We start from the raw sequence: 14,973 nt of genomic DNA on the forward strand, positions 1-14,973 counted from the left end.
CTGCTGCTGTGACGTTCAACCGTCGAGGCGGCCCTCGAAGGTAAAGGCCAGCGGCGCCGGGCTGGGCCGCATCCGTTCCTTCACGTCCGCGAGTGCGGCCAGCATGCCCAGCAGCACGCCCATGCCCGCGTGGTAGCCCGGGCAGGCATGCGCCGGATGCGCTCCGTCGTCGGTGCGCATGCCGCCGAAGATCGGCGTCACGTCGAACTTGTCTTCGCGCAGGTTCTGCTGCGTGGCCGAGACGAGCGACAGGACCACGGTGTCGCCGTCGACGAGCTTTTCGCTGCCGATGCGGGCGCCGCCGCCCTTGACCCGGCGCCACACGAGTTCCGGCGACGGCCGCAGCTGCATGACCTCCTTCAATGGTCGCTCGAGCAGCGCCTTCGCCTTGTCGTAGGCATCCACCTCGGTGCGCTGCGCCCAGGCCGTGCGCAGCGCCCAGAAGGTGCCGTCGCGCAGCCACTCGTTGAGCGACAGGCGCAGGTTGCCGTCGACGGTGGGCAGGAAACCCATCAGCACGCCGGCGAAGGTGCGGGCCATGAAATCGTCGTCGACCTTGGCGTCGGGGAAGGCGCCGAGGATGGCCGAGGCGAGGACGGCGTCCTCTCCCTGCGGCGTCTTCGGCACGGACTTGCCTTCCTGGAAGGGGCGGATGAAGGCATGCAGCGATTCGGTCAATGCCTTGCCGTACCGTTCGCCGTAGGCTTTCACGTGGTCGTTGGGGCGGGGCTGGAAGATGTAGCGCGAAGGCGCGGTGAACTGGCTCGGATAGATGGCGGCGTCGCCTTCCTTCCAGTCCCAGCGCCAGCTGCCGGGCACCAGCGGCGGCGTCGGCTCGCCGGGCCTCGGCGCGGGCAGGCCAAACCATTCCTGGCACAGCAGCGCCAGCACCTTGTCGCTGATCTCCTTGACGTCGAGGTTGAGCTCCCAGCGCCTGCGGCGCAGCATCGGGGCGATGTTCTTCTCGGCCTCCATGAAGCCCTGCAGCACCCGGCCGGTGAAGTCGAAGGCCGATCGGAAGGCGCTCTTTTCGTCGATGCGGCCGATCGCCTTGTTGACCTCGCTCGACTGCCGTTCGTACTCGCCGCTGCCGTCGCGGTCCAGGCCCAGGTAGATCTGCCGGATCGATGCGTCCATCCGCTCGCGGTAGCCCGCCACCGTGTAGTGCCGGTCGTCGCCGAGCACCTCCAGCACGCGCTCGCGATCGGCCACCAGCACGCCGTAGGGCGTCCGCAGGACGCCGGCGTGGCGCTCGCGGATGGCGGCCCAGATTCCGGCGCTGATGAACTTCTCCTGCGCCTCCGGGTCTTCGAGCGCACTCTTCCAGGCCCGGACGGCCGCCTCGGGACAGGGCGCCCCATCGAGCTGCAGCAGCGCCTGGATGCGTTGCTCGCCTTCGTCGGCCGACCAGACGGGCAGGGCGCGCGGACCGAGGGCGGCCAGGCGGACGAGCTGCCGCAACGCCTTCACCGATGGCGTGAACAGATAGGCCCCCCATTCCACGCGCACGTAGGGCCGCGACTCCTCGGTGAGACCGGGCGCCTCGTCCAGCGCGATGCGATGGCTGCGCGCCACGCCATCCACCGGATGCTCGAATCGGTAGCTGCGGTTCTCGCCCACTTCCGGCACGCCGAGCAGCACATCGCTCTGCCCGGAGAAGTTGCCGGCGCTGTTGCCGCCGACCAGCCAGCGCTGGATCACCTCGAACTGCTCGCTGATGCTGGCGTTGTAGGCCATGAACATCAGGCCGCGCTCCTGGCCGTCGTCCAGGTAGCCGCCTTCCGGGACGGCCTCCGGGAACGCATAGCGCGGACCATAGGACATGCTCCGGCGCATCAGCCGCGGGCGCCGGCGCCCCGGCGGGTCTTGCGGCGCGTCGGGCGTCTCGTCCTGCCGCGGGTTGGCGCGGCGGATGTGCGCGTGGAAGGGGCAGACCTTGCCCTCGGCGTCGCCGCGATAGTCGAAGTCGTTGATCGCCTCGGCATCGATCAGCGGCCGGCCGTTCCGGTGCCGTCCCATCAGCTTGGCGAAGATCAGGTCCTCGCCGAGCCCGGTATCGCGGCTGGCCCGGCGCACGGTTTCGTAGAGCGCGGCCACGTCCTGCCGCAGCTTGCGCACCACCAGGAAGCTGCCGTTGTGGAAGAAGTCGAGGCGCTCGCGCTCCGCTTCGCTGTCACCCTGCGGCTTCGGGTCCGCTTCGTTCGGATAGCCGAGCAGCAGCTCGCCCAGCTGGACCTGGTTGCGGTAGACGGCGCCTTTCGGCACGGCATCGAGCACCGGCTGGCCGTCGCCATCGGCAAAGCCGAAATGCTCCTGGATGCGGTCCTTGTCGTTGAGGTAGCGGCGCAGCGGTTCGATGGCGAGCAGGCGCACGTCCGCGCGTGTACCGCCCTGGGCGGGATCGCCGAAGAGCTTCCGGATCGCGCCGTTCAGCGGATGCTTCGCGTCCATGGGGTCGCTCACGTCGTTGCCCGGAATCCCGATGCGCAGCTGGATGACGAGGTGGACGGCCGCCATCTCGACCGATGCGTCGCGTGCCGGGGCGCCGGCCTGCGCGATACGCTGTGGCAGGCGCCAGCGGCGCGGATGGTTGGCGCGGAAGTCCCCCAGCATGCTGGCGCGCGCCTCCATGCCCTCGCGGAACTCCTGCGGGAACCAGGCCAGCTGCTCCTCCGGCATGCCGAGGAAGCGCAGGCCCTCATAGGTGAGCGCCACATTGACGATCGGCTGGCCGGCCGGAGGCTGGCCGGTGGCAGTCGTCAGCATCTTGCCGAGCTCGTCGAGCAGCCCCGCGCCGGCGCCGCGCTTGTCGAAGGCGACCAGCAGCAGGCAGCCATGGGTGATGCTTTCGTACGGCCGCAGGATTCCGCCCTGGACGTCGGCGGGGTCGTCCACCTGGGCCGTCTGCGGGAGCGCGGGCACCTCGCGCGGCCGCGTGACCGCCGGATCGTCCGCCGGCATCAGCCATCGCAGATGGCGTTCGAAGCGCACCTTCATGCCTTCCTTCAGCTGCTCGGGCAGGTCCGCGTCCTCCATCAGCGACACGAACTCGCGCAGGATGTCGCGTGCGGCCCGCTGCAGGACCTGGCCGTCGGGCGTGCCCGGCAGGTACATGTCGGTGAGCCGGAACAGCACGGCCAGCGACTGCAAGGCCTGGCGGCTCGCGTCGACGGCCAGCTCCGTGCTCCCGGTGGCCGCCTTCCACGCGATCTCTTCGGGGGTTCGCACGCGCAGGCGCGTTGCCGCGAGTGCCTCGGCCTGCGCGTCCGGCGAGGAGGGCGCCGGCGGCTGGCGATGCAGGCGTTCCTCGTCCCGCAGATAGCGGGCATCCTCGACCGTCAGCCCATGGGTGTTGTAGTAGAAGGCGGTCTCGATCTGCACCTTGCGCACCCAGCCGGCCCAGGCGTCGAAGCCCGCGTCGTGCGACACCACATAGCCCTCGGTGTTGCAGAAGATCACGTCGAGCAGGGTGCCGACCTTCTGCCACAGCACGCGGATGTAAGCCTCCCAGGTGCCGTCGAAGGTGACGGCCAGCAGCACCTTGTCCTCCGGCTCGAGCACCGCGACGCGGAAGGAGTGGATCTTGGCCACGCGCTCGACGGCGTCGGAGATGGGGCGCAGCAGGGCGTATTCGTGCAGCGAGGCGCGGCCGCCCTGCAGCGTCTTGAGCAGACGCTTGGCGCGGGTCTTGTAGGTGATGGCTTCCAGCGAGGGCACGAGGCCGGGCTTGATGGGCGCCAGAAGTGTCAGGTCGCTCGAGCCGGTCAGGCTCCTGCCCTTGATCACCAGTTCTGCTCGCATTGTTGCCTCCTCCGGTGGGCGGCCGCCCGGCGCGCCGCGGTACGCCATGCGAGGCCATGAAGTGGTTCGGATTTTCGTGCGCGGCCGCCGTTGGGTGCAAGGCCCGCCCAGGCCTTGCGTGACAGCAGGCGCACGATACCGTCCGTCGTCCAAACACCGCATCCTCCCGGATGGGGAGAGGTGTCTCCCGGTGTCCTGCGCCCGCGCGCAAGCGTAGGATCGGGATCGTCGGCACCGCCGCCTCGAGGAGGCATCATGAGCGAACCGGATTTCACGACCCTGCATCAGCGCATGCTCGCCGAGATCGCCGCCAAGACCATCTTCGCGACCACGTACCTGGGCAAGGCGGCCCTCGACGGGCGGGTCATGGAGGCCCTGGCCAAGGTGCCGCGCCATGTCTTCGTGCCGATCGAGCTGCGGCCTTACGCCTATGTCGACACGCCGCTGCCGATCGGCTACGGCAAGACCATCTCGCAGCCCTTCATCGTCGCGGTGATGACCGACCTGCTTCGCGTGCGGCCGACCGACACCGTGCTGGAGATCGGCACCGGCCTGGGCTACCAGTCGGCGATCCTGTCGGAGCTCGCGCAGCAGGTCTACAGCATCGAGCTCATCGAGGAGCTGGCCCGGCAGGCGCGCCAGCGGCTGGCCCGGCAGGGCTGCGCCAACGTCGAGGTCAAGATCGGCAACGGCTGCCACGGCTGGCCCGAGCGCGCGCCGTTCGACCGCGTGATCGTCACCGCCGCCCCGGAGCTGATCCCCCCGGCGCTCATCTACCAGCTCAAGCCCGGTGGGCGGATGGTGATCCCCGCCGGCCTGCCGGAGGCGCAGCAGCTGCTGCTGGTCGAGAAGGACGATGACGGCGCCATCTCGACACGGGAGATCTTTCAGGTGTTGTTCTCGACGCTGGAGGACACCGAGGCCGAGTGAACCTGTTCACTCGGCGAGCCGGCCGGCTACTTGACCTGCTGCTTCCCCAGCTTGCGCGCCAGCGTGCGCCGGTGCATGCCCAGGCGCCGGGCAGTCTCCGAGATGTTGAAGCCCGTCTCGGCCAGCACCTCGTGGATGCGCTCCCATTCCAGCGTCTTGATCGAGGTGGAACGCTCGGTCAGCGCCACCTCCGCGTCGCCCTGGGCACGGCCGAAGGCGGCCTCGATGTCGTCCGTGTTGGAGGGCTTGGCCAGGTAGTGGCAGGCGCCCAGCTTGATGGCCTCGACCGCGGTGGCGATGCTGGCGTAGCCGGTGAGCACCACGATCAGCATCGTGGGGTCGTGCTCGTGCAGCATCTGCACGCAGGCCAGGCCGGAGGCACCACCCGCCAGCTTGAGATCGACCACCGCATAGCCGGGCGAATGATCTTTCAGCAGCGCCGTCACCTGCCCGGCATCGGCGGCCATCAGCACCTCGTAGCCGCGGCGCTCGAAGGAGCGGCTCAGCGTGCGCGCGAAGGCCGCATCGTCCTCGACGATCAGCAGCAGCCGTTGCTCATCAGCTTCCATGGCCCACCTCCTCGAGCGTGATCGCGGCCAGCGGCAGGCGCAGGGTCACGGCGGCGCCGCCTTCGGGGCGGTTGCGCGCCGACACGCTGCCGCCCAGCGTGCGCGCGACATTGACCACCAGGAACAGGCCGAGCCCGCCGCCGGGCCGCCCTTTGCTCGACTGGTAGGGTTTGCCGAACTGCGCCAGCATCTCGGGGGCGAAGCCGGTGCCGGCGTCGGTCACGGTCAGGCGCAGCCAGTCGCCGTCGCGCGCCGCCTCCAGGCCGACCCAGCGCGGCGAGGCTTCCAGCGCGTTGTCGAGCACGTTGTAGATGGTCTGCTTCAAGGCCGGATCCGAGACGATGGCCACATCGTCGCCGAAGGCATTCGAATAGGCCAGCGCTTCGATCGATCGGGTGGCGCGCCATTCGGCCACCAGCTCGTCCAGGAAGGCGTTGACCGTGGTCTGGGCCGGCGCCTCGCCGCGCGCCTCGCCGGCCGACAGCAGGATGCCCGTGACGATGGTCTTGCAGCGCGCCACCTGGGCCTGCATCTCCTCGATCTCCTGGCGCAGCTCGGGCTCGGCGGCGAAGGGCTGCATGCGTTGCCAGTCGCCGAGGATCACCGCCAGCGTGGCCAGCGGCGTTCCGAGCTCGTGGGCTGCGCCCGAAGCCAGCAGGCCCATGCGCACGATGTGCTCCTCCTCGGCGGCGCGCTGGCGCAGGTCGGCCAGGCGGGCGTCGCGCGCGCGCAGGTTGCGGTTGATGCGGGCGATGAAGATGGCCAGCAGCGCGGCGTTGAGCGCGAAGCACAACAGCAGGCCCTGGATGTACGGGCTGGCGAGGCCGCGGCTGTTGTCCGGCGCGAGCGCCAGCGGCCGGTGGAACAGGATCAGCCCGACGAAGCAGGCCACCGTCACGCCAATCAGGGTGCGAATGTAGACCGGCCCCAGCAGCACCGCACCCAGGCAGACCTGCAGCAGGAACAGGAAGATGAAGGGATTGGTGACGCCGCCGCTCAGGTAGAGCTGGACGGTCAGTGTGCCGACGTCGGCCAGCAGCGCGACGAAGAGCTCCAGGTCCGTCACGTCCTCGTGGCGATCCCAGCGCCACAGGCTGACCAGGTTGAAGATGGCGAGGAAGCCCAGCGCGCCCAGCATCGGCTCCAGCGGCAGCCGGATGCCCAGACCGAAGTGGACGACAAGGATGGTCGCGACCTGGCCGACGACCGCGATCCAGCGCAGCTGGATCAGCTGCTGCATGTTCTTCAGGCCCGTGGCGTCGGCTTCACTCAGCGGCTGCATGGCGGGCTTTTCCATCGTGGTCCTCGCCCAGGGCGCGCGCCCTGCGCAGGCGGCGCTCCGCGCGCGTCACCAGCCAGGCAGCCAGCAACACGCCCAGCGCCAGCGCGAACCAGGTGAAGGCGTAGACCAGGTGGTTGTTGTGGAAGGCGATCACCGTCAGGCCGCCCACGGGCCAGCGCGGCTCGGCGCCCGCGGACGGCGGCGGAGCGTCCTCGTCCACGAAGAAGGGGGCGACGTCCGCCAGCCCGCGCGCCGCAGCGATGGCCTGCACGTCGCGCGAGAACCAGCGATCGGCGCCGGGGTCGTTGCGGCGCAGGAAGCCGCCGCCGGGCTCGCTGATGCGCAGCAGTCCGGTGAGGCGCACCTCGCCGGCGGGCTCGTCGGCGCTGCGCGTCGCACGCTCGCGCCGCTCGGGCGGAACGAAGCCGCGGTTGACCAACACCACCGGGCCCTGCGCGGTGCGCAGCGGCGTCAGCACCCAATAGCCAGGGCCCAGCGTGGTCGAGGCCTGCACCAGGGTCTCGCGCTCGTGGAGAAAGACGCCCGCGAGCCGCACGTGCCGGTACTCGTCGCCGGCTGCGCTGATGTGTGGCCATCGCGCGGGCTCGGGCACATCGACCGGCGGAGCGTGCACGCGTGCCACCACGCGTTCGATGAGGGCCAGCTTCCAAGCCCTGCGCTCGAGCTGCCATGCGCCCAGCACCGCGAACAGCGCGAAAAGAAGAACGCCGGCGAGGGCGAGCAGCGCCAGCGCCGGCGTGGAACGCGGTCCCCGGTTCGGGTCGGGCAGCGTCCGGCTCAAGGCATGTTGCGCATCTCGTGCATGGATGCCGGCATCATGTTGTTGTTGAGGTGGAACATCACCCACAGCGAGCCGCTCAGCGTGATCACCACCAGCACGATGGTGAAGATCAGCGCCAGCATGTTCCAGCCGCCCTGCGACCGGGCGTTCAGGTGCAGGAAGTAGACCATGTGCACCACGATCTGCACAGCCGCGAAGGCGAGGATGACGATGGCCGTCGTGCCGGGCCTGTCGAACACCTTGCCCATGACGAGCCAGAAGGGAATGGCGGTGAGGATCACCGACAGGATGAAACCCGTCATGTAGCCCTTGAGGCTGATGTGCAGGTCTTCTTCGACGTGCGGGTCGTGGTCGTGAACGTCGTGCGCTGCGCTCATTTCAGGCTTCCCATCAAGTAGACGAAGGTGAAGACGCCGATCCACACGACGTCAAGAAAGTGCCAGAACATCGACAGGCACAGCAGGCGCCGGCGGTTCTCGGGGATCAGCCCGTGCTTGCCGACCTGGATCATCAGCGTGATGAGCCAGATGATGCCGAAGCTGACGTGCAGCCCGTGCGTGCCCACCAGCGTGAAGAAGGACGACAGGAAGGCGCTGCGCTGCGGGCCCGCGCCGTCGTGGATCAGGTGCGCGAACTCGTACAGTTCGATGCCGATGAAGCCGGCGCCCAGCAAGCCGGTGATGGCCAGCCAGGCCAGCGTTGCGCCGACGCGCTTCTTCAGCATCTCCAGCATCGCGAAGCCGTAGGTGATGGAGGACAGCAGCAGCAGCGAGGTGTTGAGCGCCACCAGCGGCAGCTCGAACAGATCGGCGCCCGAGGGTCCCGCCGCATAGCTGCGGCCCAGCACGCCGTACATCGCGAACAGGCAGGCGAACACCAGGCAGTCGCTCATCAGGTAGAGCCAAAAGCCCAGCAGCGTGCCGTTCTCGGGATGGTGCTCGTCGAAGGAGTGGAAGTGCGCGTGCGCGGCGGCTGCCGCGGCGCGAGGGGAGGGGGCGGTGATCTCAGACATGGCCGGCCATCAGTCGGGTGCGGGCTGCTTCGGTGCGGACGACTTCGTCCGCCGGAATGTGAAAGTCGCGCTTGTAGTTGAAGGTGTGGACGATGGCCGCGAGGATCAGCGCGGCGAAGGACACGCCCGCAATCAGCCACATGTGCCAGATGAGCGCGAAGCCCATGACCCCGCTGATGGCGGCCAGCACGAAGCCGGCGGCGGTGTTCTTCGGCATGTGGATCGGCGCGAACCCTTCCAGCGGCCGCTCGTAGCCGCGCTGCTTCATGTCCCACCACGCGTCGTTGTCGTGGATGCGGGGCGTGAAGGCGAAGTTGTAGGCCGGTGGCGGCGAGGAGGTCGACCACTCCAGCGTGCGGCCGTGCCAAGGGTCGCCGGTGGTGTCGCGCAGCGCCTCGCGGCGCATGAAACTCACCACCAGTTGGATGATGAAGCAGAGGATGCCCAGTGCGATCAGCACCGCGCCGAAGGCGGCGATCAGGAACCAGATCCGCAGCGAAGGGTCCTCGAAATGGTTCAGGCGGCGCGTCACGCCCATCAGCCCCAGCACGTACAGCGGCATGAAGGCGAAGTAGAAGCCGGTGAGCCAGAACCAGAAGGAGGCCTTGCCCCAGAACGGGTCGAGCTTGAAGCCGAAGGCCTTGGGGAACCAGTAGGTGATGGCTGCGAACACGCCGAACACCACGCCTCCGATGATCACGTTGTGGAAGTGCGCGATCAGGAACAGGCTGTTGTGCAGCACGAAGTCGGCCGGCGGCACCGCCAGTAGCACGCCCGTCATCCCGCCGATGACGAAGGTCACCATGAAGCCGATGGTCCACAGCATCGGCACCTCGTACTGGATGCGGCCGTGGTACATGGTGAACAGCCAGTTGAAGATCTTCGCCCCGGTCGGGATCGAGATGATCATCGTGGTGATGCCGAAGAAGGAGTTCACGCTCGCGCCCGAACCCATGGTGAAGAAGTGGTGCAGCCACACCAGGTACGACAGGATGGTGATCACCACGGTCGCATAGACCATCGACGCATAGCCGAACAGGCGCTTTCGGCTGAAGGTGGACACGATTTCCGAGAACGCGCCGAACACCGGAAGAATCAGGATGTACACCTCCGGATGGCCCCAGATCCAGATGAGGTTGACGTACATCATCGGATTGCCGCCGAGCTCGTTGGTGAAGAAGTTCGTCCCGACGTAGCGGTCCATCGACAGCAGCGCCAGCACGGCGGTCAGCACCGGGAAGGCCGCCACGATCAGCACGTTGGTGCAGAGGGAGGTCCAGGTGAAGACGGGCATCTTCATCAGGGTCATGCCGGGTGCGCGCATCTTGACGATGGTCGCGATCAGGTTCACGCCGGAGAGCAAGGTGCCGACCCCCGCGATCTGCAGGGACCAGATGTAGTAGTCCACCCCGACGTCCGGGCTGTAGAGGATGCCCGACAGCGGCGGGTAGGCCAGCCAGCCGGTCTTGGCGAATTCGCCGATGAACAGCGATGCCATCACCAGCATCGCGCCCATGGTGGTCATCCAGAAGCTGAAGTTGTTCAGGAAGGGGAAGGCCACGTCGCGCGCGCCGATCTGCAGCGGCACCACGTAGTTCATGAGTCCGGTGACCAGCGGCATCGCGACGAAGAAGATCATGATCACGCCGTGCGCCGTGAAGACCTGGTCGTAGTGGTGCGGCGGCAGGTAGCCCGCGGAGTCGCCGAAGGCGATGGCCTGCTGCAGCCGCATCATGATCGCGTCCGAGAAGCCGCGCAGCAGCATCACCAGGCCGAGCACGATGTACATGATGCCGATCTTCTTGTGGTCGATGCTGGTGATCCAGTCGCGCCACAGCGTGCCCCAGACACGGAAGTAGGTCATGGCGCCCACCAGTGCGAGGCCACCCAGCACGACGGCGATGAAGGTCGCCACCAGGATGGGCTCGTGGTAGGGAATGGCCTCCCAGGTGAGGCGTCCGAAGATCAGCTGGGTCAGGTCGGGGTGGTCGGGCATCGCGGATACCTAGGAGTGAAGCGCCGCCCGGGGCCGCGCCTGGAATCTGTGATCGATTGGGTGGGTTACTGGAGTGCCGTGCGCGCCGGCAACGGGGCGCCGGTCGGATTGTCGGCAGTGCAGATCTCGGCGGCGACGGTGCGCATCGGCAACTGCTGCTCGCCGCGCGGGACCTCGGTGATGGCCAGGGGCGAGAGGCCGGCCTTGCCGGTGCCGCCGCTGGCATCGACCGCCATCATCTGCCGCATGCACATCTTGCCGGGCTCCACGCAGCGGTTGAGGATGGCGTCGTACAGGCCGGGCGCCACGCTGGCGTAGCGGCGCACGGGCTCGCGTTCGCTGGGGCGCTCGAGCTGCAGGTAGTCGCTGCGGCCGAGCGTCTTGCCTTCGGCCTTGGCCTTCTGTACCCACTGGTCGAAATCGGCGCCCTGCAGGCCGTGGAACTTGAAGCGCATGTCCGAGAAGCCGGCGCCACTGTAGTTGGCCGAGAAGCCCTCGTATTCGCCGGCCTGGTTGATGACCGCGTGCAGCTTGGTCTCCATGCCGGGCATGGCGTAGATCTGCCCGGCCAGTGCGGGCACGTAGAAGGAATTCATCACCGAGGAGGCCGTGATCTTGAACTGGATCGGCCGGTCCACCGGCGCGGCCATCTCGTTCACGGTGGCGATGCCCTGCTCGGGGTAGAAGAACAGCCATTTCCAGTCGAGCGCCACCACCTCGACCACGAGCGGCTGCGTGCCTTCAGGCAGCTGGCGGCCCTTGGTGATCCGATCGAGCGGCCGATAAGGGTCCAGCGTATGGGTGCTGATCCAGGTCAGGGCGCCCAGGGCGATGATGATCAGCAGCGGCGCCGCCCAGATCACCAGCTCCAGCTGGGTCGAATGGTCCCAGTCCGGCTTGTAGGTCGCCTCGGTGTTGGACTGCCGGTAGCGCCATGCGAAAAGGAAGATCAGCGCGATGACCGGCACGATGATCAGCAGCATCAGCAGCGTTGAGATCACGACCAGCCGGCCCTGCTGCGCGGCCACGTCGCCGGAGGGATTCAGCACCACCATGTTGCAGCCCGCCAGCAGCAGGGCGAGAACGAGCAGGGCCGACCGGCGAAGGATGGAGAGGAGTGGCATGCCAGGATGGGAAGAAAAGTGCGCGCCGCGGGGGAACGCGGATGGCCAATGCGCGCAAAATGTATCCCCATCGGGCGCGCTTGGCGATTGGACGTTTTGTCCTATGGCGCAAAACTGCATCTGATGCGACCCTCATCGATTCCTGCAAGGCTCCCTCACCCGTAGCACCGCGATGTCAAGCATCAGTCATACCCATCCCGAACCCTCGTCCGAATCCCTCGAAAGGGACGCACGGCTCATCACCGCCGACCATTCCAAGGTCGCGCCCGGCGAAATCGCAGTCGGCGTGGTCATCGGCCGTGCTTCCGAGTATTTCGACTTCTTCGTCTACGGCATCGCTTCGGTGCTGGTGTTTCCGGCGCTCTTCTTTCCCTTCGAGCAGCGGCTGGAGGGCACACTCTACGCCTTCGTCATCTTTTCGTTCGCATTCATTGCGCGGCCGATCGGCACGGTGATCTCGATGCACGTGCAGCGCCGCTGGGGGCGCGCCACCAAGCTGACCATGGCCCTCTTTCTGCTGGGCACCTCCACGGTGGGCATCGCCTTCCTGCCCGGTTACGAGAGCGCGGGCCTGCTGTCCATCGTGCTGCTATCGGTCCTGCGGATCGGGCAAGGACTGGCGCTCGGCGGCTCGTGGGATGGGCTGCCCTCGCTGCTCGCGATGAACGCGCCGCCGAACCGCCGGGGCTGGTACTCGATGCTCGGCCAACTGGGCGCGCCGGTGGGCTTCGTCGTCGCGAGCGGCCTGTTCGCCTTCCTGTATGCCAGCCTGTCGCTGGACGATTTCCTGGCCTGGGGCTGGCGCTACGCCTTCTTCGTGGCTTTCGCGATCAACGTCGTGGCCCTGTTCGCGCGGTTGCGCCTGGTGGTCACGCACGAATACGAAGAGCTGATGGAAGAAGGCGAGCTGGAGCCCACCAGCGTGATCGAGCTGGTTCGCACGCAGGGCGGCAACCTCCTGATCGGCGCCTTCGCGGCCCTGGCGAGCTACGCGCTGTTCCACCTGGTCACGGTCTTCCCGCTGTCGTGGATCCGGCTCTACTCGGACCAGTCCATCACCCAGTTCCTCATGATCCAGGTCGTCGGCGCATTCCTCGCCGCCGGCGGCATCGTCGCTTCGGGCTGGATCGCCGACCGCGTGGGGCGGCGCCGCACTTTGGGCACCCTGGCCGTGATGATCGCCGTCTTCAGCGGCTTCGCGCCCACGCTGCTGGGCGGCGGAACGCTGGGGCAGAACGTGTTCATGCTGGTCGGCTTCGTGCTGCTGGGCCTGTCCTATGGCCAGGCATCCGGCACCGTCACGTCGAACTTCATCCGCAAGTACCGCTACACCGGCGCTGCGCTCACGGCAGACCTCGCCTGGCTGATCGGTGCCGCTTTCGCGCCGCTGGTGGCGCTGGGCCTGTCGGCCAACTTCGGGCTCGCCTACGTCAGCGTCTACCTGCTCTCCGGCGCTGCCTGCACGCTGGCGGCGCTGAGCATCAACCGGGCGCTCGAGGCGCGCGGCGACGAATCGTGACGCCGGCGCGGGGCGCGCGGCAGCCTTCGCAGGAAGGCGCCGCGCCCGCGCCGCCGAACACCGACCGACTGTTCTTCGCGCTGCTGCCGGATGCGCCGGCCCTCGCGCGCATCGAGCGGCTGGTCGATGCGCTTCGTCGCGAACTCGGCCTCAGGGGCAAGGCGCTCGGGGCTTCGCGCTTCCACGTCACCCTGCACCTCCTGGGCAACTTTCCGGGGCTCCCCAGGGATGTGATCGACGCGGCCTGCGCAGCGGTCGAGGCCCTGACCGTCATCCCCTCGTTCAAGCTCGCCTTCGACCGCGCAGGAAGCATCGCCCGCAGGCCGCGCAACATGCCCCTGGTGTTGCTGGGCGATGAGGGCGTGATCGCGGCCAAGGCCTTCCAGCAGGCGCTCGTCAAGACCATGGCCCGCGCCGGTGAAGGCCACGGCGACGCGGCCCCCTACATTCCGCACCTCACGCTGCTGTACGACGACACGCACGTGGCCCCGCGCCCCATCGAGCCGATCGGCTGGACTGCGCACGACTTCGTGCTGGTGCGCAGCCTGATCGGCCAAGGCCGCCACGAGGTGCTGGCGCGCTGGCCTCTGCACGGCTGAGGAGCGGACGCTACTCCTCGGGCACGTATTTGTTGCCGGCCGCCTTGTAGTTGTCGATGGCCTTGCTGAGCTTCTCGAGTTGCTCGCAGGGTGGGGCGCACAGGCGCGCCAGCCGTTCGCGGCGCTCCTCGGCCTTCGGCAGGTTGCCGAGGATGAGATAGAGCTCGCCGGAATACTCGAGCGCACCGCGGTGGTTGGGATCGATGCGCAGCGCCGTGTCGTAGAAGCGCTCGGCCGCCGCATAGTCGGGAGTCTTGCTCTTGCGCAGGCTGTAGCCCATCAGGTTGTTCCAGTCGGCACTGCCCGGGTCGTTGACCTGCTCGAGCTCGGCGATGGCGCGTGACCAGTTCTTGGCCTCGATCTGCGAGCGGGCCGCTGCAAGCTTCAGCGCGGGCGGCGTGGAGTCGCTGTCGGCCGCAAAGGCCGGATGAAGGGAAGCCGCGGCCAACGCCGCGGAGGCGAGGAGGAGTCGGGCGGAGTTCATCCGCCCATTGTGCAGCGCGCGTGCTGTTTTGAGCGGCCTCTTCGGGCTCCGCACGTACTTGTTGCCGGCCTCCTGCTTGCCCCAGCCCAACTCGGCGAGCTTGCGCATCATCTCGGCCTCCTCGCGCTGCTCGGGCGTGGGGTTGCGCACCAGGCGGCCGCGCGCATAGCCGCCATGCAGCACCAGGTGGCTCACCCGCTCCGGATGCCGCGCCGCGCAGGCGATGGCGAAGGAGGCACCCTGCGAGATGCCGAGCAGGCCGAAGCGCTCGGCGCCCAGCGCTTCGATCAGGGTCTCGAGGTCGGGCAGCCAGTAGTCGAAGCCCAGATCCTCGACCTCCCGGTCCGACAGGCCGCAGCGGGTTCGTCGTAGCGCACGAATGTGGCATGGGCGGACAGCCCGTCGAGCAGGTGGCGCCACACTGGGCTTTCCCAGTCGAACTCGAGGTGCGAGAGCCAGGTGGCGGCCTTGATCAGCAGCGGGCCCTGGCCGGAGAACGCATAGGCCAGGCGCACGCCATCGTGGCCGCGCGCGAAGCGGAATTGCTGCGTGGCCAGCGGCCGGCCGGGGGAATCGTGGGGCGGTTCTGCACAGCCCTTAGTGAAGAAGCTTTGTGCCGGTTGTCAATAAACCTCGGTTTGGGAGGTCGCCGTAGCGCTGAAAAGAATCTGAGGAAATGTCGCGCCGAAATCTGCGCCGCGCGATTCAAAACCAGAATTCGGCGCCGCGGCGGGTGCCGCGCTTTTTCTGAACAACAACAATGAACAAGCATCTTCACCGCATCGTCTTCAACGCCGCGCGCGGCCTGCGCATGGTGGTGCAGGAGACGGCCATGGCCGCAGGCAAGGCCTTGGG

At 67.9% G+C, this 14,973-nt stretch carries 13 protein-coding genes; 4 read left to right on the top strand and 9 right to left on the bottom strand.

The window, feature by feature from the left end; all coding sequences use genetic code 11:
• Positions 1-15 precede the first annotated feature (15 nt).
• Positions 16-3,801 (bottom strand): hypothetical protein, encoded by a 3,786-nt coding sequence (locus J2739_RS06970; RefSeq protein WP_309899886.1) that lies wholly within the window; start codon positions 3,799-3,801, stop codon positions 16-18.
• Between the two features lie 255 nt (positions 3,802-4,056).
• Here J2739_RS06970 and J2739_RS06975 point away from each other — a divergent pair, with 255 nt between their 5' ends.
• The gene (locus J2739_RS06975) at positions 4,057-4,731 is read left to right on the top strand and encodes a protein-L-isoaspartate(D-aspartate) O-methyltransferase (RefSeq protein WP_309899888.1); all 675 of its coding nucleotides are present in this window, start codon (positions 4,057-4,059) and stop codon (positions 4,729-4,731) included.
• 26 nt (positions 4,732-4,757) lie between these two features.
• On the opposite strand, the gene J2739_RS06980 is transcribed toward J2739_RS06975, so the two are convergent.
• The 7 genes from J2739_RS06980 to cyoA form a co-directional block, all read right to left on the bottom strand.
• Positions 4,758-5,300, bottom strand: a complete 543-nt coding sequence (locus J2739_RS06980; RefSeq protein ID WP_309899890.1) for a response regulator transcription factor — start codon at positions 5,298-5,300, stop codon at positions 4,758-4,760.
• On the bottom strand, positions 5,290-6,597 hold the full coding sequence (locus J2739_RS06985; RefSeq protein WP_309899892.1) for an ATP-binding protein: 1,308 nt from the start codon (positions 6,595-6,597) through the stop codon (positions 5,290-5,292). Before J2739_RS06985 ends, J2739_RS06980 begins: the two co-directional genes overlap by 11 nt.
• Complete coding sequence (locus tag J2739_RS06990) at positions 6,566-7,384, bottom strand: SURF1 family protein (protein WP_309899894.1); 819 nt, start codon at positions 7,382-7,384, stop codon at positions 6,566-6,568. The genes J2739_RS06985 and J2739_RS06990 overlap by 32 nt, the downstream gene beginning before the upstream one ends.
• The gene (gene cyoD / locus J2739_RS06995; RefSeq protein ID WP_309899895.1) at positions 7,381-7,761 is read right to left on the bottom strand and encodes a cytochrome o ubiquinol oxidase subunit IV; all 381 of its coding nucleotides are present in this window, start codon (positions 7,759-7,761) and stop codon (positions 7,381-7,383) included. Before cyoD ends, J2739_RS06990 begins: the two co-directional genes overlap by 4 nt.
• Positions 7,758-8,396, bottom strand: coding sequence for a cytochrome o ubiquinol oxidase subunit III (cyoC, locus tag J2739_RS07000; RefSeq protein WP_309899897.1), 639 nt, complete (start codon positions 8,394-8,396; stop codon positions 7,758-7,760). Before cyoC ends, cyoD begins: the two co-directional genes overlap by 4 nt.
• A complete protein-coding gene (gene cyoB / locus J2739_RS07005) occupies positions 8,389-10,392 on the bottom strand; it encodes a cytochrome o ubiquinol oxidase subunit I (protein ID WP_309899899.1) in 2,004 nt (667 codons plus the stop codon). The genes cyoC and cyoB overlap by 8 nt, the downstream gene beginning before the upstream one ends.
• 65 nt (positions 10,393-10,457) lie before the next feature.
• Positions 10,458-11,516, bottom strand: a complete 1,059-nt coding sequence (cyoA, locus tag J2739_RS07010) for a ubiquinol oxidase subunit II (protein WP_309899901.1) — start codon at positions 11,514-11,516, stop codon at positions 10,458-10,460.
• Positions 11,517-11,688: 172 nt separating this feature from the next.
• Here cyoA and J2739_RS07015 point away from each other — a divergent pair, with 172 nt between their 5' ends.
• Together J2739_RS07015 and J2739_RS07020 are read left to right on the top strand one after the other, a co-directional pair.
• The gene (locus J2739_RS07015; RefSeq protein ID WP_309899903.1) at positions 11,689-13,035 is read left to right on the top strand and encodes an MFS transporter; all 1,347 of its coding nucleotides are present in this window, start codon (positions 11,689-11,691) and stop codon (positions 13,033-13,035) included.
• Positions 13,032-13,634, top strand: coding sequence for a 2'-5' RNA ligase family protein (locus J2739_RS07020; RefSeq protein WP_309899906.1), 603 nt, complete (start codon positions 13,032-13,034; stop codon positions 13,632-13,634). The genes J2739_RS07015 and J2739_RS07020 overlap by 4 nt, the downstream gene beginning before the upstream one ends.
• Before the next feature lie 10 nt (positions 13,635-13,644).
• Here the strand turns inward: J2739_RS07020 and J2739_RS07025 are convergent, their stop codons facing one another.
• Positions 13,645-14,538, bottom strand: coding sequence for an alpha/beta fold hydrolase (locus J2739_RS07025; RefSeq protein ID WP_309899908.1), 894 nt, complete (start codon positions 14,536-14,538; stop codon positions 13,645-13,647).
• Between the two features lie 340 nt (positions 14,539-14,878).
• Here J2739_RS07025 and J2739_RS27865 point away from each other — a divergent pair.
• On the top strand, positions 14,879-14,973 hold a 95-nt coding region (locus J2739_RS27865; RefSeq protein WP_405053844.1), incomplete at its 3' end, for an ESPR-type extended signal peptide-containing protein.

The sequence above is a fragment of the Variovorax soli genome, assembly GCF_031454625.1.
Classification (GTDB): Bacteria; Pseudomonadota; Gammaproteobacteria; order Burkholderiales; family Burkholderiaceae_C; genus Variovorax; species Variovorax soli_A.